General features: G+C 61.9%; 16 protein-coding genes. 5 read left to right on the top strand and 11 right to left on the bottom strand.

The genetic code is table 11. From position 1 onward, the window contains the following. Positions 1–6 precede the first annotated feature (6 nt). The gene (gene sohB, locus ACLBW8_RS27630; protein WP_064451952.1) at positions 7–1032 is read right to left on the bottom strand and encodes a protease SohB; all 1026 of its coding nucleotides are present in this window, start codon (positions 1030–1032) and stop codon (positions 7–9) included. Between the two features lie 194 nt (positions 1033–1226). Between sohB and ACLBW8_RS27635 the strand changes: the two genes are divergently transcribed. Genes ACLBW8_RS27635 through ACLBW8_RS27645 form a run of 3 tightly spaced genes read left to right on the top strand, consistent with a single transcriptional unit; the run spans position 1227 to position 2498 of the window. Continuing rightward, a complete protein-coding gene (locus ACLBW8_RS27635; protein ID WP_064451951.1) occupies positions 1227–1937 on the top strand; it encodes a histidine phosphatase family protein in 711 nt (236 codons plus the stop codon). 56 nt (positions 1938–1993) lie between these two features. Next, positions 1994–2308 carry an SCP2 sterol-binding domain-containing protein gene (locus tag ACLBW8_RS27640; protein WP_003215671.1) on the top strand — a complete coding sequence of 105 codons (315 nt, stop codon included), beginning with the start codon at positions 1994–1996 and terminating at the stop codon, positions 2306–2308. Positions 2309–2321: 13 nt separating this feature from the next. Next, positions 2322–2498: a hypothetical protein gene (locus ACLBW8_RS27645; protein WP_447806815.1), complete on the top strand. Its 177-nt coding sequence runs from the start codon at positions 2322–2324 to the stop codon at positions 2496–2498. Here ACLBW8_RS27645 and ACLBW8_RS27650 read toward each other — a convergent pair. Beyond that, positions 2495–5131 (bottom strand): MGH1-like glycoside hydrolase domain-containing protein, encoded by a 2637-nt coding sequence (locus tag ACLBW8_RS27650; RefSeq protein WP_447806816.1) that lies wholly within the window; start codon positions 5129–5131, stop codon positions 2495–2497. The genes ACLBW8_RS27645 and ACLBW8_RS27650 overlap by 4 nt on opposite strands. 145 nt (positions 5132–5276) lie before the next feature. Continuing rightward, positions 5277–6686 carry an OprD family outer membrane porin gene (locus ACLBW8_RS27655; RefSeq protein WP_064451948.1) on the bottom strand — a complete coding sequence of 470 codons (1410 nt, stop codon included), beginning with the start codon at positions 6684–6686 and terminating at the stop codon, positions 5277–5279. Positions 6687–6973: 287 nt separating this feature from the next. Between ACLBW8_RS27655 and hglS the strand changes: the two genes are divergently transcribed. After that, positions 6974–8350, top strand: a complete 1377-nt coding sequence (gene hglS / locus ACLBW8_RS27660; RefSeq protein ID WP_447806817.1) for a 2-oxoadipate dioxygenase/decarboxylase HglS — start codon at positions 6974–6976, stop codon at positions 8348–8350. Positions 8351–8485: 135 nt separating this feature from the next. On the opposite strand, the gene ACLBW8_RS27665 is transcribed toward hglS, so the two are convergent. Beyond that, positions 8486–8725: a YdcH family protein gene (locus tag ACLBW8_RS27665; protein ID WP_064451946.1), complete on the bottom strand. Its 240-nt coding sequence runs from the start codon at positions 8723–8725 to the stop codon at positions 8486–8488. Between the two features lie 175 nt (positions 8726–8900). Here ACLBW8_RS27665 and tkt point away from each other — a divergent pair, with 175 nt between their 5' ends. Next, entirely contained in the window at positions 8901–10961 is a 2061-nt protein-coding gene (gene tkt / locus ACLBW8_RS27670) for a transketolase (protein ID WP_447806818.1), read from the top strand. Positions 10962–11072: 111 nt separating this feature from the next. On the opposite strand, the gene uvrA is transcribed toward tkt, so the two are convergent. The 7 genes from uvrA to ACLBW8_RS27705 all read right to left on the bottom strand — a co-directional run. Further along, positions 11073–13592, bottom strand: coding sequence for an excinuclease ABC subunit UvrA (uvrA, locus tag ACLBW8_RS27675; RefSeq protein WP_447806819.1), 2520 nt, complete (start codon positions 13590–13592; stop codon positions 11073–11075). Continuing rightward, positions 13589–15301 (bottom strand): ATP-binding protein, encoded by a 1713-nt coding sequence (locus ACLBW8_RS27680; protein ID WP_447806820.1) that lies wholly within the window; start codon positions 15299–15301, stop codon positions 13589–13591. Before ACLBW8_RS27680 ends, uvrA begins: the two co-directional genes overlap by 4 nt. A 120-nt stretch (positions 15302–15421) precedes the next feature. After that, positions 15422–18514, bottom strand: coding sequence for an error-prone DNA polymerase (locus ACLBW8_RS27685; protein ID WP_447806821.1), 3093 nt, complete (start codon positions 18512–18514; stop codon positions 15422–15424). Further along, positions 18490–19905, bottom strand: coding sequence for a Y-family DNA polymerase (locus ACLBW8_RS27690; protein WP_447806822.1), 1416 nt, complete (start codon positions 19903–19905; stop codon positions 18490–18492). Before ACLBW8_RS27690 ends, ACLBW8_RS27685 begins: the two co-directional genes overlap by 25 nt. Positions 19906–19912: 7 nt before the next feature. After that, the gene (gene imuA, locus ACLBW8_RS27695; RefSeq protein WP_221294480.1) at positions 19913–20527 is read right to left on the bottom strand and encodes a translesion DNA synthesis-associated protein ImuA; all 615 of its coding nucleotides are present in this window, start codon (positions 20525–20527) and stop codon (positions 19913–19915) included. Continuing rightward, complete coding sequence (gene lexA, locus ACLBW8_RS27700) at positions 20527–21144, bottom strand: transcriptional repressor LexA (RefSeq protein ID WP_064451939.1); 618 nt, start codon at positions 21142–21144, stop codon at positions 20527–20529. Before lexA ends, imuA begins: the two co-directional genes overlap by 1 nt. A gap of 349 nt (positions 21145–21493) precedes the next feature. After that, positions 21494–21893, bottom strand: a 400-nt coding sequence (locus ACLBW8_RS27705) for a hypothetical protein (RefSeq protein ID WP_447806823.1), incomplete at its 5' end; no start/stop codon positions are given.

Genomic DNA, 21893 nt, shown 5'->3' on the forward strand with positions numbered 1-21893 from the left:
CTGGACTTACCAGAAGCGCTGCTGGGTCAACCGGCTCCACCAGGTCAACAGCACACGGTCTACCGAGCCGCTGGCCGCCAGGCCTACCCGCTCTTGCAGGCTTTTACGCTCGGCATAGTGCAGGTGGAACACCTCGGCGGTCTTGGCCTTGGTGGCCAGGTATTCGTCGCTGGTTTGCAGCTCGTCGACCAGTTGTTTGTCGAGGGCGGCAACACCCAGCCACACTTCACCGGTCGCCACTTCGTCGATTGCCAACTGTGGGCGATAGCGCGACACGAAGTTCTTGAACAATTGATGAGTGATGTCCAGGTCTTCCTGGAATTTCTCGCGACCCTTCTCGGTGTTTTCGCCAAACACGGTGAGGGTGCGTTTGTATTCACCGGCGGTCAGCACTTCAAAATCGATGTCGTGTTTTTTCAGCAGGCGGTTCACGTTAGGCAACTGCGCCACCACGCCAATGGAGCCGAGGATGGCGAACGGCGCGCTGATGATCTTCTCGCCAATGCACGCCATCATGTAGCCGCCGCTGGCCGCGACCTTGTCGATGCACACGGTCAACGGCACGCCCGCCTGACGAATACGCGCCAGTTGCGAAGAGGCCAAGCCATAGCTGTGCACCATGCCGCCGCCGCTTTCGAGGCGCAGCACCACTTCGTCCTTCGGCGTGGCGAGGCTCAGCAGCGCGGTGATTTCATGGCGCAGGCTCTCGGTGGCCGAAGCCTTGATGTCGCCGTCAAAATCCAGCACGAACACCCGTGGCTTGGCCTCGGGTTTCTTCTTGCCTTTCTTCTTTTCGGTTTTGCTTTCGGACTTGCGCAAGGCCTTGAGCTGGTCCTTGTCGAGCAGGCTCGATTCCAGGCGCTCACGCAGGCCTTTATAGAAGTCATTGAGCTTGCTGACCTGCAATTGGCCGGCGGATTTGCGACGGCCCTTGCTGCGCAACGCCGCGAAGCTGATCAGTACCACCAGAATAGCGACCACCAAGGTGACGGTCTTCGCCAGAAAACTCGCGTATTCGGCCAGAAAATCCATGTGACTCCTTACAAGTTGCAGTGCGCCAGGCGCGGATGGTCTCAGCATACCGATGGCACTGCCTTCGGACCAGTGCTCAAACCGCCAGCAGCGGCCCTCTAACGCGCTTTTAAAACAAGCGTATGTTTTTTCATTGACAGCTCGCAGGCATCCTCATAACCTCGCCAGACTTTCAACGTACCGGGAAAACGGACGTGGGCAGCATTTATCTGATTCGACATGGCCAGGCCTCCTTCGGTGCAGACGACTATGACGTCCTGTCGCCCGTCGGCGTGGAACAAGCGCAAGTGCTCGGTCGCCACCTGGCGGACCTGGGCATTACGTTTGACCGCTGTGTCTCGGGTGACCTGCGTCGCCAGCAACACACCGCCACTGCCGCATTCGAACAATACAGCGCCCTCGGCCAGCCAATACCAGCGCTGGAAATCGACACTGCCTTCAACGAATTCGACGGCGAAGCGATCATCCGCGCCCTGCTCCCTGACTTGCTCGCCAGCGAACCCCACGCTGTGGATGTGCTGCGCAATGGTGCGCAGAACCGCAGCGAATTCCAACGCATCTTCGCGCTGATCATCGAGCGCTGGCTGGCCGGCACCTATGATCCGCCCGGGCTGGAGAGCTGGCTGGGGTTTGTCGAACGTGTACAAGGTGGCCTGCAACGCATTCTTGAAGCGGCCGATAACGCGCACAAGATCGCCGTGTTTACCTCCGGCGGAACCATCACTGCCCTGCTCCACCTGATTACCCGAATGCCTGCTGCCCAGGCTTTCGAATTGAACTGGCAAATTGTTAACACCTCGCTTAACCAGCTGAAATTCCGTGGTCGCGAGGTGGCACTGGCTTCCTTCAACAGTCATACCCACTTGCAACTGTTGAAGGCGCCGCAGCTCATCACTTTCCGATGAATTGCGGCCAACCGTGACCCCTAGGTCACTGGACTCACCCATAAAGGATCGAAACCATGACTGACGTAGCCAAAGCTGTAGAAGCAATGAAAGCCAAATTCAACCCAGCCGCTGCCGACGGCCTGGACCTGGTATTCGGTTTCCGTATCGACGACACCCAGAACTTCTCGCTGGTGGTCAAGAACAACACCTGCGAACTGCTGGAAGGCGAAAACCCGGACGCCCAGGTGACACTGGTCATGGACGGCGAAACCATGAAAGGCATCGTTGACGGTTCCACCGACGGCATGCAGGCTTTCATGGGCGGCAAACTGCGCACCGAAGGCGACATGATGCTGGCCATGAAGCTGAGCGAACTGTTCCCGGCTTGATTCAAGGGCAGCCTTGAATACCGATCCCGCCTTTGCCGGCGGGATTTTTTTACCTGCCATTTCTAAGCTATGTCCTTTCCATGTGGAAGCTGGCTTGCCTGCGACAGCAATCGCCATGGATGCAGACAGTGTCGACTTCATCGCAGGCAAGCCAGCTCCCACTGAACAACAGATCAGTGGTGCCGCTTAGATCTTTGGCTGCAGCAGCAACGCCACCAACGCACTCCACCCGGTCTGGTGTGACGCGCCCAACCCACGCCCGGTTTCACCATGGAAATACTCATGGAACAACACTAGGTCACGGCTGGCCGGGTCCGCCTCCAGCTGCGCATACCCCGCCATCGACGGCCGCAGCCCCTCCTCATCCCTTAAAAACAACCGAGTCAGGCGTTGACTGAGGCCGTCAGCCACTTCCTCCAGGGACGCCAGATAACCACTCCCAGACGGGTACTCCACAGAGAAATTGTCCGCGTAGTAGCGGTGAAATTCGCGCAACGATTCGATCAGCATGTAATTCACCGGCATCCACAGTGGCCCACGCCAATTGGAGTTGCCGCCATACAAGCGTGAGTCGGATTCGCCAGGCTGATAGCGCGCGCACAACGTGTCGCCATTCATCTTCAGCGCCAGCGGCTGCTCGGCAAAGGCCTTGGACAATGAACGCACGCCAAAGGCCGACAAAAACTCAGTGTCATCGAGCATGCGCCGCAGCAAATCCTTGGTGCGCTCGCCGCGCAACAACGCCAGCAGCAGGCGATTGCCCTGCCCGGGTTCGTTCCAGCGCGACACCAGCTTCGCCAAATCCGGCCGGTGCTTCATGAACCCCAGCAACCGTTCACGCAACCCCTCAAGGCCTTCATGTTCGCGCTGCTCCAGCACCAGCACCGCGAACAACGGCATCAGGCCGACGATGGAACGCAGGCGCACCGGCTCGTTCTGGCCGTCGGGGCGGTGCAGCACGTCATAGAAGAACTGATCCTGCTCATCCCATAGGCCCTCGGCGCTGTCGTCGACGCGGTTGATCGCACCGGCGATATACAGGAAGTGCTCGAAAAACTTCACGGCGATATCGACGTAGACCACATTGCGTTTGGCCAGCTCCAGGCCAATGCGCATCAGGTCCAGCGCATAGGCGGCCACCCACGCCGTGCCGTCGGCCTGATCCAGCTGGTAGCCCGGTGGCAATGCCGCGGAGCGGTCGAACAAGGCAATGTTGTCCAGGCCCAGGAACCCGCCCTGGAACAGGTTGCGGCCCTCGGCGTCCTTGCGGTTGACCCACCAGGAAAAATTCAGCAGCAACTTGTGGAAAATGCGCTCAAGGAAATCCATGTCGCCAACCCCGGTCAGCGCCTTGTCCTGCTGATACACCCGCCAACTGGCCCAGGCATGCACTGGCGGGTTGGCGTCGTCGAAACGCCATTCATACGCCGGCAGTTGACCATTGGGGTGCATAAAGCGGTCTTTCACCAACAGCAATAACTGTTGCTTGGCATACTCCGGATCAATCAGCGCAATCGCTACCGCCTGGAAGCCCTGGTCCCAGGAGGCGTACCACGGGTATTCCCAGGTGTCGGGCATGGTGAGAATGTCGAAGTTGGACAGGTGCCGCCAATGGGTATTGCGGATATGCAAGCGCTCGGGCGGTGGCGCCGGTTGGGCCGGGTCGCCGTCGAGCCACTGGTTTACGTCAAAATAGTAAAGCTGTTTGGACCACAGCAAACCGGCCAGTGCCTGGCGCTGCACGTTGCGCGCATCTTCATCGGTGATCCCCTGTTGCAGGGCCGCATAAAAGTCGTCAGCCTCCTGACGGCGAAGCTCAAACAGCTTGCGTGCGTTGACCTCGGGTGCATCCGTAGGCGCAAACCGCAGGTACAGGGTTTTGCTCTCCAGGCCCGCCAGTTCAAGGGTGAAACGCGCCGCGACTTTGGTGCCCGCGTCACGGCGAATCGCCGACTGAACGCCGTCCACCACGTAATCATTGATGCCATCCTTGAACGGCCCAGGCGCCGGCTGCCCATCCAACCGGGGAATATTGCTCTCGTTTTCGCAGAACACCCACTCGAGCCCGTCCTGCCCCCAGGCGCTGAAATGGCGATCGGGCAGTTCATGATGAAGGGCCAGCACCTGCTCGCCGTCCAGCCGCAATTGCGGCTTGGGCGCGTCAAAGGTCCAGCTCCAGTCATTGCGCGCCCACAACTGGGGCAGCACCTGCAGCTGCGTCGGCTGGTCCGAACGGTTATGCACGGTGACCCGCATGAAAATATCGTCGGGATGATGCTTGGCGTATTCGACGCTGATATCGCAATAGCGGTTGTCTTCAAACACGCCGGTGTCGAGAATTTCATACTCGGCATCTTCAAGCCCACGGCGGGCGTTCTCGGCGATCAGGTCAGCATAAGGAAAGGCGGCATGCGGGTATTTGTAGAGCATGCGCATATAGGCATGGCTCGGTACGCCGTCGACGAAAAAGTACAGTTCCTTGACGTCTTCACCGTGGTTGCCCTCGGCGTTATTCAAGCCGAACAGACGCTCCTTGATGATCGTGTCGCGCCCGTTCCAAAGCGCCAGGCCCAGGCACCAGCGTTGTGCCTTGTCGCTGAAACCGGCCAAGCCGTCTTCGCCCCAGCGGTAGGCGCGGCTGCGGGCATGTTCATGGGGGAAGTAGGTCCAGGCGTCACCGTCGGCGCTGTAGTCTTCGCGCACCGTGCCCCATTGGCGTTCACTCAAGTAAGGGCCCCAGTCGCGCCAACGCTCGGGCTCTTGGGTTGCCAGGCGCTGGCCTTCAATCGTTGCGCGGATGTGGGTTGCAGGCGTGGCCGTCATCGGGTCCTCCATCACTGACACAGTGGGGGCAGTGTAGAACCCATCCATGCGCGGATGCACATGAAGTCTCATCCGCTCGCGCAAAAAAAGAGGCCGCTGATTAGGCGGCCTGCGTTTTTTTAGCGCTGCAAAAGCACGCGCGTTCTTAGAAGATCGCGTAGGTATAGTTGAAGATCAGACGCGTTTGGTCCTGATCCGCAGTACCGGTGTTATGCCCCTTGTAGGTACCGGTACGGAAGGTGGTACCAAAGCCTTTGAGCGGGCCTTGCTGCACGACGTAATCCAGGCGGAAGTCGGTTTCGTTTTCTTTCTGGTCAGGACCGCCGGCGACTTTGGACTTGATGCCCGTGCCGTCCAGATAAGCCACGGACGCTTTCAGGCCAGGTACGAACGCCTTGAAGTCATACGAGTACTGACCAAAATTGACCTGCTCGCCCGCGCGGGAGAACTGGCCCACCACGGCATCGGTAAACAGGTAGAAGTCGCTGCCGCCCGCGCCTTGTGCGTTTGGATCGGCGATGCTGCCCTGGTTGACCCAGACGAAGCCGCCGTCATCGCTGACACCGATGTGGCCGAGCATCAGGCTGCTGCCGCCCAACTGGTAGGTGAACGCGGCGCTGTAGGTTTTGTTATCCACTTCGCCAGCGTGCTTGGCGTAGCCACCGTTGTTGTTGAACTGGTAGCCGGCCTCACCGTTTTTGCCATCGCTGGTGCTGTCGAAGTAACGCAGGTCAGTTTTGAACGACTGGTCGTTGCCCAGCGGCAGTAGGTGAACCAGGCCGAAGTAGTTCTGTTTGTAGAAGTCCTGCAGGTCGGCGTAGTAGTACTGCAACGTCAGGTTTTTAGCGATGGCGTTGTCGGACGAACCGAACGGTTTGTAGTCCACACCGCCGAACTTGAAGCTGTCGCTGTCGCGGGTACCGCCAGCGACGCTCAAGCCTGTGGAGTTGCTGGAAGCACGGCCTTCGGCCTTGTTCAGCTCACCACCGGTAAAGGTCACGTTAGGAATGTCACTGGACGTGAGGATGCCGCCGTCAAAGGTCTGCGGTGCAACACGGCTGTCGTTGGAGACCAGGATAGGCAACACCGGGGCCAAAGCACCGCCGACGTGCAACTCGGTCTGGGAAATGCGGAATTTCACGTTACCCGCAGCGCGGCCGAAACTGTCGGCAGGCTCGGTGCCGTTGTTTTTGGTCGGGAAGAAGCTGTTGCCGTTACCCGACAGGCCTGGGCCTGCGGCGTGGCCATCGCCACCGTCCAGGCGCAGGGCACCGAACGCCATCACGTCGAAACCGACGCCAAGGGTGCCTTGGGTGTAGCCGGATTTGTAGTCGAACCGCAGCAATGTCGCAGCTTCGCGCAGATCGTTGCTGGTGCCCGAGCGGTTGTCCGCACTGTAGTACATCGTCCGCGAACTGACCGCCGCGTGGCTGTCTTCAAGAAAGCCACTGTGCCCCGTGCCAGTGCCCAGAGCGCCGAGCCCGAAATCATCCGCGCAAGCTTGTTGCGCGAGCAATGCAGCGGTGATGGATAACGCCAGTGTAGAAATTTTCATGTGTGGCAGCCCCTAAACATTTTTTTATGTGCGTTGTGTGCAAACGGCGTTTTCATCCCTACAAACGTGACGATTGTTTCATGAGGACCGGGGCGCGCCTCGTGAAGAATTTGTTAGAAAAGCCCATGAAAAATGAAATTTTTCAAACGTCAGCTTTTGTCATATTCGCGTCATATCAGTCATTTGCAGAATGAAGTCCTGAGGATTCTTCGTTTGCAAGCCTAGCGCCAGCCCAACAAAATCCAGAGAAATGCCAAGCCTCCTTTACAGTGTTCAGGAATTTTTCTATGCCAAGCGCCGCCTATGTCAGCCCCGACGAGATACGCAAAGACTTTTCCAGGGCCATGTCCGACATGTACCGAGATGAAGTTCCACTGTATGGCGCGCTGATGGAGCTGGTAGCCGAGACCAATGCGCGGGTGCTGGGCAGTGATTCAAGCCTGGCCCGGCAGTTGCGGCGCACTGGCGAAATAGAGCGCCTGGACATGGAACGTCACGGCGCCATCCGCCTGGGCACCGCCCTTGAGCTGGCAACCATCAGCCGCCTGTTTGCGGTGATGGGCATGCAACCGGTGGGCTATTACGACCTGACGCCGGCCGGCGTGCCCGTGCACTCCACCGCCTTTCGCGCGGTGCATGAACGTTCATTGCAGGCCAGCCCGTTCCGGGTGTTTACCTCACTGTTACGCCTGGAACTGATCGAAAACCTCGAACTGCGCGCCTTCGCCGAAAACGCCCTGGCCAGGCGCTCGATCTTCACCCCCGGCGCGCTGGCGTTGGTCGAACAAGCAGAACGGGACGGCGGCCTGAGTGCGTCTGATGCCGATGCATTTATCCACCAGGCCCTGGAAACCTTTCGCTGGCACCACACCGCCACCGTCACCGGCGCGCAGTACCAGCAGTTGAGCGACCAACACCGCCTGGTCGCCGACGTGGTGGCGTTCAAAGGCCCGCACATCAACCACCTGACACCGCGCACCCTGGACATCGACCAGGTGCAGGCCGCCATGCCGGGCAAAGGCATTACCCCTAAAGCGGTGATCGAAGGTCCGCCACGCCGCGAGTGTCCGATCCTGCTGCGCCAGACCAGCTTCAAGGCCCTCGACGAGCCCATCGCCTTCACCGACGCCCAAGGCAGCCACAGTGCGCGTTTCGGCGAAATTGAACAGCGCGGTGTGGCGCTGACGCCCAAAGGCCGCGCCCTGTACGACCAACTGCTGAACGCGGCGCGCGACGAACTGGGCGCATTCCCGAATGAGGGTAACGCGGCACGTTATGTGGCGTTGATGGAGCAACACTTCCAGGCCTTCCCCGATAACCACGCGCAGATGCGTGAGCAGGGCCTCGCGTACTTTCGCTACTTCGCCACGGAGCGAGGCTTGGCGGCACGCGGCCAGGCCGATCAACCGCAAACGCTGGAGGCGTTGATTGCTGCCGGGCACGTGGATGTGGAGCCGTTGGTGTATGAAGACTTTCTGCCGGTGAGTGCAGCGGGGATCTTCCAGTCAAACCTGGGCGATGCGGCGCAAAGTCACTATGCGGCCACATCGAATCAGGCCGAGTTCGAGACGGCGTTGGGGCGCCAGACGATTGATGAATTGAGGCTGTATGGCGAGACGCAGCAACGCTCGATGGATGAATGCATTCAAGCGCTGGGGGTATGAGGCGGGTGTGAAACAGGTTGCCCACCCGGCTCAGCAGCGCAATCCTTGCGCCGCAACAGTCCCCAGAGCCGGGTGGACGGCGGGCATCATAATCAGTGAAACGCCGCCTGTCCCTCAGACAATTCTGAACAAATATTACCGCCCCGTTGTAGGAGCGAGTTGCAGCACAATCTTGTCTTTGACCGACAGCCGTTTCTTCTTCAACTTCTCCAGTTCGTCATCCGCTCCGCCTGACGATTCGAAAACGACTACCTCCTTGTCGGCGGCATCGTATTGTTCGAGCAGCGAATTCAAGCGGTCATCGCTCCTCCTGCGTTCGTGAACGACTTCCTTGCTCAAACCCAAATCCTGATACAGGTCGTGTTTCACTGGCATGGAGTACCTCCGCAAGTTGATCAATGGCCTACGCTCTTGAAGCTAGCCCATTCCAAGGGGTCTTGTCATGTCTTGGGTCAATGCGGCCCCGTTCGTCGCAGCGCGACCGATGGGATCAAACCTTTGCCGCCCCCTGCCCTCCACTGTAGATCGCCACCTGAGGGAGAACGGTTTCATGACTCATGCTGCCACTGCTGTCGACACCCAATGCATCAACACGATTCGCACCCTGGCCATGGACGCCGTGCAGAAGGCCAACTCCGGCCACCCCGGCACGCCCATGGGCCTGGCGCCGGTGGGGTACACGCTGTGGAGCCGGTTCCTGCGCTATCACCCGCACCATCCCGATTGGCCCAACCGTGATCGTTTTGTGTTGTCGGTGGGGCATGCGTCGATGCTGTTGTATTCGCTGCTGCACCTGGCCGGTGTGGTCGAGATTGATGCCCACGGCAAACGCTCGGGCCAGCCGGCGATCAGCCTGGACGATATCAAGCAGTTCCGGCAGATGGGTTCCAAGACCCCGGGCCACCCCGAGTACCGCATGACCACCGGCGTAGAAACCACCACCGGCCCGCTGGGCCAGGGTTGCGCCAACAGCGTGGGCATGGCCATGGCCCAGCGTTGGCTGGGCAAGCGTTTCAACCGCGACGGCAAAGTGCTGTTCGATTACAACGTCTACACCCTGTGCGGTGACGGCGACATGATGGAGGGCATCAGCAGCGAAGCCGCGTCCATGGCCGGGCATTTGAAGCTGGATAACCTCTGCTGGATCTACGACAACAACACCATCAGTATCGAGGGCCACACCGAACTGGCGTTCAGTGAAGACGTGGCCAAGCGCTTTCAGGCCTATGGCTGGCACACCGTGCACGTCACCGATGCCAATGACCTGCAGGCCTTGAGCGCAGCGCTGGAAACCTTCAAGACCAACACCGGCGCGCCGACCCTGATTGTGGTCGACAGCGTGATCGGCTACGGCTCGCCCCACAAACACAATACCGCCGCCGCCCACGGCGAACCCTTGGGCGTTGAAGAAATCCGCCTGACCAAAGCCGCTTACGGCTGGCCGCAGGATTCCAGCTTCCTGGTGCCCGATGAAGCCCGCACGGTGCTGCGTGATGTACTGCTGGAGCGCAGCGAGCCGCTGTATGAAGAATGGAACCAGCACTTGTCGCAGTTGGCACAGTATGAGCCTGAACTGGCGGATGAACTGAGCCGCATGCGCGCCGGCGAAATGCCGGAGCATTGGCAGGATGAGTTGCCCACCTTCGACGCCGACGCCAAAGGCGTGGCCAGCCGTGCCGCCGGTGGTGAGGTGCTCAATGCCTTTGCCCAGCAAATCCCCTGGCTGCTCGGCGGCTCGGCGGATCTGTCACCGTCGACCAAGACCAACCTCACCTTCGACGGGGCCGGGCGTTTCAGTGCTGACGACTACAGCGGGCGCAACCTGCACTTTGGCATCCGCGAGCACGCCATGGGCGCAATCGCCAATGGCATGGCGCTGTCCTACCTGCGCCCGTATACCTCGACGTTCCTGGTGTTCAGCGACTACATGAAGCCGCCGATCCGCCTGGCGGCGATCATGGAATTGCCGGTGGTGTTCGTGTTTACCCATGACTCGATTGGCGTGGGCGAAGATGGGCCGACCCACCAACCGATCGAACACCTGACTCAACTGCGTGCCACGCCGGGGCTGCTGACCCTGCGCCCGGGCGATGCCAACGAAACCCTGGAACTGTGGAAAGTCGCCCTGGCGCAAACCCATCGGCCAAGTTGCGTGGTGTTGTCACGTCAGGCGTTGCCGACGCTGGATCGTACGAAGTACGCGGCCGCATCGGGTGCCGCCAAGGGGGCTTACGTGTTGGCCGGTGCGGACAAGCCTGAAGTGCTGCTGTTGGCGACGGGCAGTGAAGTCAGCCTCGCAGTGGCGGCGTATGAACAACTGACAGCCGAAGGGGTTGCCGCGCAGGTGGTCTCGATGCCGAGCTGGGAGCTGTTTGAAGAGCAGGACGCGGCTTACCGCGACAGCGTGCTGCCGCCAGCGGTCAAGGCGCGGGTGGTGGTGGAACAGGCAGGCCCCTTGGGCTGGGACCGCTATGTCGGCCAGACCGGCGCCAAAGTCGTGATGAACAGCTTTGGCGCGTCGGCGCCACTGGCCAACTTGCAGGAGAAGTTCGGGTTTACGCTGGAAAACGTGGTGAAGCTGGCCAAGCAACAGCTGGCTGAACACGGGTAATCCTGTGGCAGTGGGCTTGCTCGCGAATGCGCTGGATCAGTCGATAGCTATTTAAACTGACACACGCGATTCGCAAGCAAGCCCGCTCCCACCTTTGTTCGGCGTTGACGCTTAGGGCAGCTCTCGCGCCAGAAACGGAGCGGTCCGGCTGTTCTTGCTTTTCGCGACTGTCTGCGGCGTGCCACAGGCCACCACCTTCCCGCCCAAATCCCCGGCCCCGGGCCCGATATCAATCACCCAGTCACTCTGGGCCACCACGCGCATTTCGTGTTCCACCACAACCACCGTATGCCCCGCGTCCACCAGCTGATTAAGCTGGCTGAGCAAGCGGTCCACATCCCGTGGGTGCAAGCCGGTCGTCGGCTCATCCAACACATACAACGTGGCGCCCCGCGCATTGCGTTGCAGCTCGGTGGCGAGCTTGATCCGCTGCGCCTCGCCACCGGACAGTTCGGTGGCCGGCTGGCCCAGGCGCAAATACCCCAAGCCGATATCCCGCAGCACCTGCAACGAACGCAACACACCGGGCTGTTCGGCAAACACCTCCACCGCCTGCTCCACCGTGAGCCCCAGCACCTGGGCAATGCTCAAGCCTTGCCAGGTGACCGCCAACGTCTCGGGGTTATAGCGCGCACCATGGCAAGTCGGGCATGGCGCGTACACGCTGGGCATGAACAGCAACTCGACGCTGACAAACCCTTCCCCTTCGCAATTGGGGCAGCGGCCCTTGGCGACGTTGAAGGAGAATTGCCCGGCGTCATAGTGGCGCTTCCTGGCCGCGGGTGTGGCGGCGAAGAGTTTGCGCACGTTGTCGAACAGCCCGGTGTAGGTCGCAAGGTTGGAGCGCGGCGTGCGGCCGATGGGTTTCTGGTCCACCTGCACCAGACGGCGGATGTGCTCCAGCCCGCTGCTGATCCGCCCGCCACTGCTTTGCGGGGTGTCGTCTTCCAGGCTCGGTTCTTCGTCGCTTTGCACCACGCGGCCCAGGCCGGTGCCCACCAGTTCCAGCAGCGCCTGGCTGACCAGGCTGGATTTACCCGAGCCGGAGATACCGGTCACCGCCGTAAAGCAGCCCAGCGGAAAGTCCACGCGCACCTCATTGAGGTTATTGCGCGTCACGCCTTCGAGCTTCAGCCAGCCAGCGGGCTCACGTCGCGCCGGGGGCGACGGGCGTCGCTCAGCGAACAAATACTCGCGCGTCTGCGAGGCCTGCACATCCGCCAAACCGGCTGGCGGCCCACTGTAGAGGATTTGCCCGCCGTGCTCACCGGCCGCTGGCCCCACGTCGATCAGCCAGTCGGCGCGGCGCATGGTTTCCAGGTCATGCTCCACCACAAACAATGAATTGCCTGCGGCTTTCAATCGATCAAGCGCGGTGAACAGTGCCTCGCCATCCGCCGGGTGCAGGCCCGCGGACGGCTCATCCAGCACATAGATCACCCCGAACAGTTGCGAGCCCAATTGCGTCGCCAGGCGCAGGCGCTGCAGCTCCCCGGAGGACAACGTCGGCGTACTGCGCTCCAGGGACAAATAGCCCAGGCCCAGCTCGGTCAGCGTGCTGACGCGCTCAAGCAGGTCCTGGGCAATACGCTGGGCGGCGAGGCGCTTTTCCACCGACAGTTTCAGGGTGTCCTGCCCCGCCGCCACCGGACGCAACAACTCGGCCAGTTGCGCCAATGACAGCTGCGACAACGCTCCAATATCCACCCCGGCAAACTTCACCGACAGCGCCGCCTGGTTCAACCGCTTGCCCTCGCACGCCGGGCAGGCGCTGCCCTGCATGAATTGCGAGACGCGCTTTTTCATCAGCGCACTTTGGGTATGGGTGAAGGTGTGCAGGATATAGCGCCGCGCGCCGCTGAACGTGCCCTGGTAGCTCGGCTCCAACTTGCGTTTCAACGCGTCGCGGGTCTGCTCGGGGGTGAAGCCTGCGTACACCGGTACAGTCGGGGTTTCTTCGGTGAAGAGGATCCATTCACGCTGCTTTTTCGGCAGGTCGCGCCAGGGGATATCCACGTCATAGCCGAGGGTCACCAGGATGTCGCGCAGGTTCTGCCCTTGCCATGCCAACGGCCAGGACGCCACCGCGCGCTGGCGAATGGTCAAGGAAGGATCGGGCACCATCAGCGCCTCGGTCACCTCATACACACGGCCCAAACCATGGCATTGCGGGCAGGCCCCTTGGGGCAGGTTCGGCGAAAAGTCCTCGGCATACAGCATCGCCTGCCCCGGCGGGTAGCTGCCGGCGCGGGAGTACAGCATGCGGATCAGGCTCGACAAGGTGGTGACGCTGCCCACCGAAGAACGCGCACTGGGCGTGCCGCGCTGCTGTTGCAAGGCCACGGCCGGTGGCAGGCCTTCGATGGAGTCCACATCGGGTACGCCGACCTGGTCGATCAGGCGCCGCGCATAGGGCGCCACCGATTCGAAATAGCGGCGCTGGGCTTCGGCATACACCGTGGAAAACGCGAGGGATGATTTGCCGGAACCCGAGACACCGGTGAATACCACCAGGGCATCCCGGGGAATGTCCACATCGACGTTACGCAAGTTATGTTCGCGGGCACCCCGCACACGGACAAACCCGAGGTGTTGGGCCGTGATCGGGGGGATGTTGCGCTGTGAAGTCATGAGCAGCCTTGTCTTGCGGTGAGCACGCTGCGCACCCTATGCGTAAGCGCTTCGGGGCTATAGGGTTTGCTCAGCAGATGAATGTCGGGGCTTAACAGGTGATTGGTGGAGAGGATGTCGCGGGTGTGGCCGGAGGTGAACAGCACCGCGACAGGCGGCTGCTGCACGCGCGCCCAGTCGGCCAGGTCAGTGCTTTTGACCCGACCCGGCATCACCACGTCGGTAAAGATCAGGTCCGGCTGCACCCCGCCTTGCAACGCTTGCATCGCTCGGTCGCCGTCCTCGGCCGTGAGTACGGTGTAGCCCGATTGCTGCAGCAGTTCGACGACGGTCAGGCGCACGCCCTCATTGTCTTCAACCACCAGAATGGTTTCCTGGCCACCGCTGTGGGGCGCCATCTCGCTGTGCTCATCGAAGCTTTCCGGTTCCAGGCTGCGGGGGAAATACATCTGCACCACCGAACCGTTGCCCTCCTCGCTCCACACCTCCACATGCCCGCCACTTTGCCGCACAAAGCCGAACACCATGCTCAGGCCCAGGCCGGTGCCGTGCCCTTCACGCTTGGTGGTAAAGAACGGCTCGAAGGCGCGCTTGAGCACCTCCGGCGTCATACCGACGCCCGTGTCGGTCACCGCCAGGCGCACGTATTCACCCGGTTTGATACTTTTACCGATGCAATCGCCAGGGTTAAGAATGATGTTTTCGCCGTTGATGCGAATCACGCCCTCGCCTTGCATGGCATCCCGGGCATTGATTGCCAGGTTGAGCAGCGCGTTTTCCAGCTGGTTGCGGTCGACATTGATGCACCAGGAGTCCTGAGGCAGTTGCACGTCGAGATGAATGGTTTCCCCCAGCGCCCGTTGCAGCAGTTCACCCAGCCCTGCATAGATGCGTTGCGGGTTGTGCACCGCCGGCGACAACGGTTGGCGACGTGCAAAAGCCAGCAGCTGCGATGACAATTTGGCCCCACGCTCCACCGCTGCGATGGCCGCTGAGACACGGCGTTGCACCTGGGCATTGTCCGGCTCATGCCGGGCCAGCAAGTGCAGGTTGCCGGCGATCACTTGCAGCAGGTTATTGAAGTCGTGGGCCACGCCGCCGGTCAGGCCGCCGATGGCTTCGAGCTTTTGCGACTGACGCAGTTGGTCTTCAGCGGCGGAACGTGCCTGCACTTCGGCGGCCACGCGTTGTTCGAGGTTGTGGGTCAGTTCCTGACGCACCCGTTCGGACTTCACGTGCTCAGTGGTCTCGGTAACGATCACCAGAACCCCGGCCGGTTGCTGGTTATCATCGGCCACGGGACTGTAGGAAAGATCCATCCAGACTTCTTCCGGCATACCGTTACGCAGCAACTCCAACGGAAAGTTGCGGTACGACAAGGTGCCACCCGCGAGGCACGTATTCAGCACATTGCGGTTGAAGTCAGCGACTTCCGGCCAGCCCAGCTCCACGGGTGTGCCCAACAGGTATGGATGCCGGCCACCGGCAAACACCGAATAACTGTCGTTGTAAATCATGTACCCCAACGGCCCCCAGAGCATCACCATGGGCATGGGCGATGCCAGCAGCATTTGTACGGCGCAGCTCAAGCTGTAGGGCCACGCGTCAATGGGCCCCAACTCGGTTGATGACCAGTCGAACGCACGGATCCGCTGGGCCATTTCACCGCCCCAGCCTTCGCAGCCATGGGTGTTGGATAAAAAATGCATCGGTTGGCTCTTGGCGAACAAAACGGTGGGTAGGTGGCGTAGCTCCACTTATTAAAGCTTGGAGCCTGGCTGCAATAAATCGTTTCATTCCATATAGCTTATCCATGAAGACATGGGCAACTAGTGAAAATCCCGACTGCGCACATTGATCCCTTCCAGCAACGGCGTCAGGTCAGTCAAACGCCCAGCGATCAGGTGCCGTACTTCGCCCACCGCCTCCCAGCGCCCGTCGACTTTCAGCAGCCGCGAGCCCACCAGGGCCTGGCGCTGACGCTCAGCCAGGTCGCGCCAGACCACCACATTGAGGTTGCCGAACTCATCCTCCAGAGTGACGAAGGTGACGCCACTGGCAGTGCCTGGGCGTTGCCGGCCGGTGACCAGGCCGGCAACGCTGACATTGCGCCCATGCGCCACCGCCATCAACTCCAGGGAGCTGCGACAGCGCCGCTTACGCAGTTCATCGCGCAACAACGCCAACGGGTGCGGGCCAAGGGTGGTGCCAACCGTGGCGTAGTCGGCCTGCAAGTCCTCACCGACCGTGGGCTCCGGCAGTTCTACCACGGCTTCGTCAGGGCTGGGCAGGCCGGCAAACAGCCCGAGTTGCTTGTGTACGCCAGCGACTTCCCAGCGCGCGGCGTGTCGATTGCCGGCCAGCGCGCGCAACGCACCGGCATCTGCCAGCAACGCTTGGGCCCGGGCATCCAGCCCGGCGCGCGCGTCGAGGTCGGCGATGTCACTGAAGGCCCGGTATTGGCGCGCCACTTCGATGCGCCGCGCGTCCTCTTCACGAAACCCCGAGATCATGCGCAGGCCCATGCGAATCGCCGGTTGCTGGCCGTCGATGGGCTCCAGGCTGCAATCCCAGTCACTGGCCAGCACATCCACCGGGCGCACCTGCAACCGATGGCGTCGCGCGTCCTGCAGGATCTGGTCGGGGCTGTAGAAGCCCATGGGCCAGCTGTTGATCAACGCGCAGGCGAAGGCCGCCGGTTCATGGCATTTGAGCCAGCAACTGGCGTAGGTCAACAAGGCGAAACTGGCCGCGTGGGACTCGGGAAAGCCATAGCTGCCAAAGCCTTTGATCTGCTCGAAGATCTGCGCGGCAAAGGCCTCGCTGTAGCCGTTTTTGAGCATGCCGGTGCGCAGGCGCTCCTGATGCGGTTCAAGCCCTCCGTGGCGTTTCCAGGCAGCCATCGAGCGCCGCAACTGGTCGGCTTCGCCGGGGCCGTAGTCGGCGGCCACCATGGCGATTTGCATCACCTGCTCCTGAAACAGCGGCACCCCCAAGGTACGCTCCAGCACCGCCTTGAGCTGCGGGGAAGGATAGGTGGTGGGTTCTTCCTTGTTTCGCCGACGCAAATACGGATGCACCATGCCACCCTGGATCGGCCCGGGCCGTACGATGGCGACTTCAATCACCAGGTCGTAGAACGTTTGCGGCCGCAGCCTCGGCAACATCGACATCTGCGCCCGCGACTCGATCTGGAACACGCCGATGGTGTCGGCCTTGCTGATCATCGCGTAGGTGGCGGCATCTTCCTTGGGTATGTCCGCCAGTGACAGGTCCAGGTTGCGATGGCGGCGCAGCAAATCGAAACAGCGGCGGATCGCGCTGAGCATGCCCAGCGCCAGGATATCCACCTTGAGCAGGCCGACGGCGTCGAGGTCGTCCTTGTCCCACTGGATAATGGTGCGCTCGGCCATGGCGGCGTTTTCCACCGGCACCAGGGTGTCCAGCGGGTATTCGGAAATCACAAAGCCGCCGGGGTGCTGGGACAGGTGCCGAGGGAAGCCGATCAATTGCTGGGTCAGCGTGAGCACCCGGCGCAGGATCGGGCTTTGCGGGTCGAAGCCGCCTTCACGCAGGCGCTCAAGCGGCGGCGCGTCTTCGCTCCAGCGCCCGCAGCACTCGGCCAGGGCATTGATCTGGTCCGGCGGCAAGCCGAGGGCCTTGGCCACATCGCGCACCGCGCCGGCTGCGTGGTAACAACTGACCACCGCCGTCAATGCCGCACGGGTGCGGCCGTAGCGCTGGAACACGTACTGCAGCACTTCTTCGCGGCGTTCGTGTTCGAAATCGACATCGATATCCGGCGGCTCGTTGCGCTCCCTGGACAGGAAGCGCTCGAACAGCATGTTCATCAGGCTCGGGTTGATCTCGGTGATGCCCAAGGCAAAACACACCGCCGAGTTGGCCGCCGAGCCCCGGCCCTGGCACAGGATCGAGCGGCTGCGGGCGAAGCGCACGATGTCGTGCACCGTGAGGAAATAGCTTTCGTAGCCCAGCTCACTGATCAGCTCCAGTTCATGGTTGATCTGCTGCAAGGTCTTCGCATCGACGCCCTGCGGCCAACGCTGCGCGATGCCTTCTTCGGTCACGGCGCGCAACCAGGATTTTGCGTTATGGCCGTCGGGCACCAACTCGCGCGGGTAGTGGTAGCGCAACTGGCTCAAGTCGAAGGTGCAGCGACGTGCGATGGCCAAGGTCTCGTCAAGCAAGGCTTGCGGGTACAACACGGCCAGGGCCTGCAGGCTGCGCAAGTGCCGTTCGCCATTGGGATGTAAACGCGTGCCGGCTTCGGCCACCGGCACGTGATGGCGGATAGCGGTCATGGTGTCTTGCAGGGCGCGGCGGCCACGCGCATGCATGTGCACATCGCCGCACGCCACCGCCGGAATCTGCAGGCTGGCGGCCAGGTGCAAGCGCTGCTCCAGATGGCGCGTATCGTCCTGGCCGCAGTGCAGATGCACCGCCAGCCACAGGCGTTCGGCGAAGGTGCGGCGCAGCCATTGGATCGAGGCCTGGGTGTCGCTGTCTTCGGCCACCCACAGCGCCAGCAAGCCGGGCAGCGGTTGTGCGAAGTCCTCGTGCAGCAGGCGATAGCGGCCTTTTTCGGCGCGGCGGCGGGCCACGGTAATCAAGCGGCACAGGTGCTGGTAGCCAGTAAGGTCCTCCACCAGCAACACCAGTTTCGGGCCGTTCTCGATGCGCATCTCGCTGCCGATAATCAACGGCAAGTCCACCGCCTTCGCTGCCTGCCAGGCACGCACGATGCCCGACAACGTGCATTCGTCGGTGATCGCCAGGGCGCTGTAGCCCTGACGCTTGGCGCGCTCGAACAACTCCAGCGCACTGGAGGCGCCGCGCTGGAAACTGAAATTGGACAGGCAATGCAGCTCGGCGTAGCTCATGCAAACCAGCCTTGCAGCCACAGCCCATCGCTTTGCCCCACGGTGCGATAGGCCCAGCCTTGCTGGCCGGCGCGGGTCTGGATCAGGTAATAGTCGCGGCGGATATCGGCGCCATCCCACCAGCCGGATTCGATGCGTTCCGGGCCCATCAAAATCTGTACACCGTGCTCGGCCAGCAAGGTCGGTTCAGGCAGCAACCAACCGGGGCGTTGCACCTTGTTCAAGGTCGGGCACGCGTGGTTGTCGGCGGCCGCTTGCCAGGCGCATTCGGGGCGGTGGTCGGCGTGAAAACGCAGGCCTTGCACCGCCTCATCGCCCAGACGCGCACGCAGGCGTTCGCGCAGTTGCGCCCAGGGCAAGGTCTGTTGCGGGCGATCGTCGAACAGGTCCTGGCGTTGCGGCACAAACACCGGCAAGTCCTGGGCCACCAAGCGAAAGCCGCGTACCGGCGCGGTGACTTGCATCTGCTCCAGGCGCCCTCGGGCCAGCTCGAACAGCATCGCCGGCTCACGTTCGGCGCTGAGCAGGCCGACCTTGATCACGCTGTCGGGCGCCTGGGTGTGTTCCAAATGCAGGTCGAAACGCTGCACGCCACTGTCGCGCCCACACAGGAAGGCGGACAGGTCGCCAGTTAAACGACGCAAGGGGAACAGCAGCGCCTGGTGGGACTGCACGTCGAAATTCAACTCGATGCGCACATCGAAACGGTCCGGCGGCTGATAGAACGCCAGGGCCAACGGCCGCTGTCCGCTCAGCGCATCCAGGTGCTTGAGCAAATCGGCGTCAAAGCGCCGTGCCAGAGTATGCCGGGGCAACGCCTGCACCTGGGCCAACGTACGCAGACCCATGCGCGACAAGGCCGTGGCAGCCTGCGGGTCGAGACCGGCGCGGTCGATGGGCAGTGGCGCCAACGCCTGCATCAAGGCGTGATCATCGGCCACGGCCAGGCCATCGTAACTATTCGCCAGCACCCGCGCCGCCGCCGGGTTGGGCGCGGCAACGATACGGTGGCGAAACCCCAGCTCGGTCAGCTCCTGGCGCAAACGCGCCTCGAGCTGCGGCCACGGCCCGAACAGCCCAAGGCTCGATTCGATCTCGAACAACAAGGCGCGCGGGTAATACACGCTGACCTGGGAACTGAAACGGTAGGCCCAGGCGGCGAGAAACTGCTGCCAACGCTCGATCTCTGCGGGGTCGTATTCGGCGCTGGCAAAGGTCTTGGCCAGGGCATGCGCCGCCGTCAGGGATTGGCCGGGGCGTAAACCCAAGGCGCGCGCGGCGTCATTGACGGTTTGCAGCACACGGCGCTGCGGCGTACCGGCCAGCAGCGCCAGCGGTTGGTCGGGTTCGGGATGCACACGCTGCACCCCGTCCAGCGCCAATTGCGGGAAGACAATACACACCCAGCGCATGGCAACCTCAGTGCCCCGCCAGCGCAATCGGCGCCGGATGGGCCAGCCCACCGCGGCACTTGAGCACCCGCACCTGGGCAGGCCTGGCTTCGACCGCCAGGCGCAAGGCGGCGGGCGACGCGTTGACCGCCTCATTCAAGGATCGCCAGGCAAACGCCAGGGTCTGCCCGGTTTCCGCCGCCACCTGCAAGCGGCGCAAGGCCCGGTCATCGGCCTTGCGCGGCCAGCACAACACCGCGCCGCAGCTACCGGAACGCAGGCACTGCTCCACCGCCCACAATGCATCACGTTCGTCGGCCTGGATCACCGAGAGCTGGCGCAAATCCACCCCGGCGTTCTGCCAGGCGTGAGGGTACGGAGTGTAGGGCGGTGCCACGAGCACAATGCGCTCCCCTGCCGCCGACAAGCGCGCCAGGGTCGGCAGTACCAATTGCAGTTCGCCGACACCTTCCTTGGCCATCAGGATTTCACTCAAGGCCGATTCTGGCCAGCCGCCGCTGGGCAGCACCGCATCCAGCGCCGCAAGCCCTGTGGGATGCACGCTGGCCGCCGGTGCGGCAGGCCGGCCCTTCCAGACTCGGCCGCCATTGAACAGCGAGTCCAGGGCAACGACGGCGCCCATCAGCCTTGCCTCACCAGGCCGCAGAACACCCCTTCGATAGCCAGGTCCTGATCAGGGCCTACCACGATGGGTTGATACGCGGGGTTGCGTGGCAGCAGGCGTACATGGTCGCCGTGACGTTCGAAGCGTTTGATGGTGACTTCGCCGTCCAGGCGCGCCACTACAATCTGCCCATTCAAGGCCTCGGCGCTGCGGCGTACGCCCACCAGATCGCCATCGAGGATGCCGTCTTCGATCATTGAGTCGCCCTGCACGCGCAGCAGGTAGTCAGGGGTTTTCGCGAAGGTGCCAGGGTCGAGTTGCAGGCGGCTGTGCACTTCGGCGTCGGCGCCGATGGGCAAGCCTGCCGCGACGCGGCCGAGGACGGGGACGTCCAGCCATTCGGGGCGTGCCGGTTGGTTGAGCAGGCGGATACCGCGCGCCTGATTGGGGTTGACCTCAATGAAGCCGGCTTCGGTCAGGGCCACCACATGCTTGCGAGCGACACTGCGCGAGGCAAAGCCAAACGCCTCGGCGATCTCGGCGAGGCTGGGGGGTTGGCCTTGTTGCGCGATACGGTCGCGGATAAAGGTCAGGATGGCAGTACGGCGGGGGGTTAAAGTCGTCATGGAGTACATTTGTACTCTTGTGGGAAAATTCTGACAATAGCCGGTAGTCGGGAGTGGGTGTTGTTGGTTTTTGAATGGCTATATATCCGTTTCTTCGGTAACGGCCGCCCTGGGTTCCGCTCTTACAGCGGGTCACTTTGGAAAAGCCCCAAAGTAACCAAAGGGCTCTTGCCCCACCACTCGGCACCTCGCTTAGGCTCGGTGTTCCCTCACTCCGGCTTTGGACCGTGGGCCGCCGCCATGGGCCATCCTTGGCCCATCGCGGCTAACCCGGCGTCCTGCCGGGTTACCCACGCTCCAAAGCCTGCGTTCGGCCAGCGTGGTTAACGGGGCGCCTAAGATCAACAGCAGATCAAGATCAAAAGCAGAGCACGGCGGCCTGGTAGCCGACCTGAGTGGTTAGATCAAAAGCAAAAGCAAAACCGAGGCGGCCTGACAGCCGACCTGATTTTTGAAGCTGAAACTCAATCAAATGTGGGAGCTGGCTTGTCGGACCGCCGAACCGCTGCGATGGCATCAATTGGGTATGCCTGATGTACCGAGGTGTCTGCATCGCAGGCAAGCCAGCTCCCACAGAAAAGCAGCCCTGTTTTTGATCTGCTTTTGCCCTGCTTTCGCTTCTACCACTCAGGTCGGCTTTCAGGCCGCCGTGCTCTGCGTTTGATCTGCTGTTGATCTTGATCTGACAGGCCCCGTTAACCACGATGGCCGAACGCAGGCTTGAATCCGTGGGTAACCCGGCAGGACGCCGGGTTAGC

The sequence above is a fragment of the Pseudomonas sp. M5A4_2d genome (assembly GCF_053345295.1).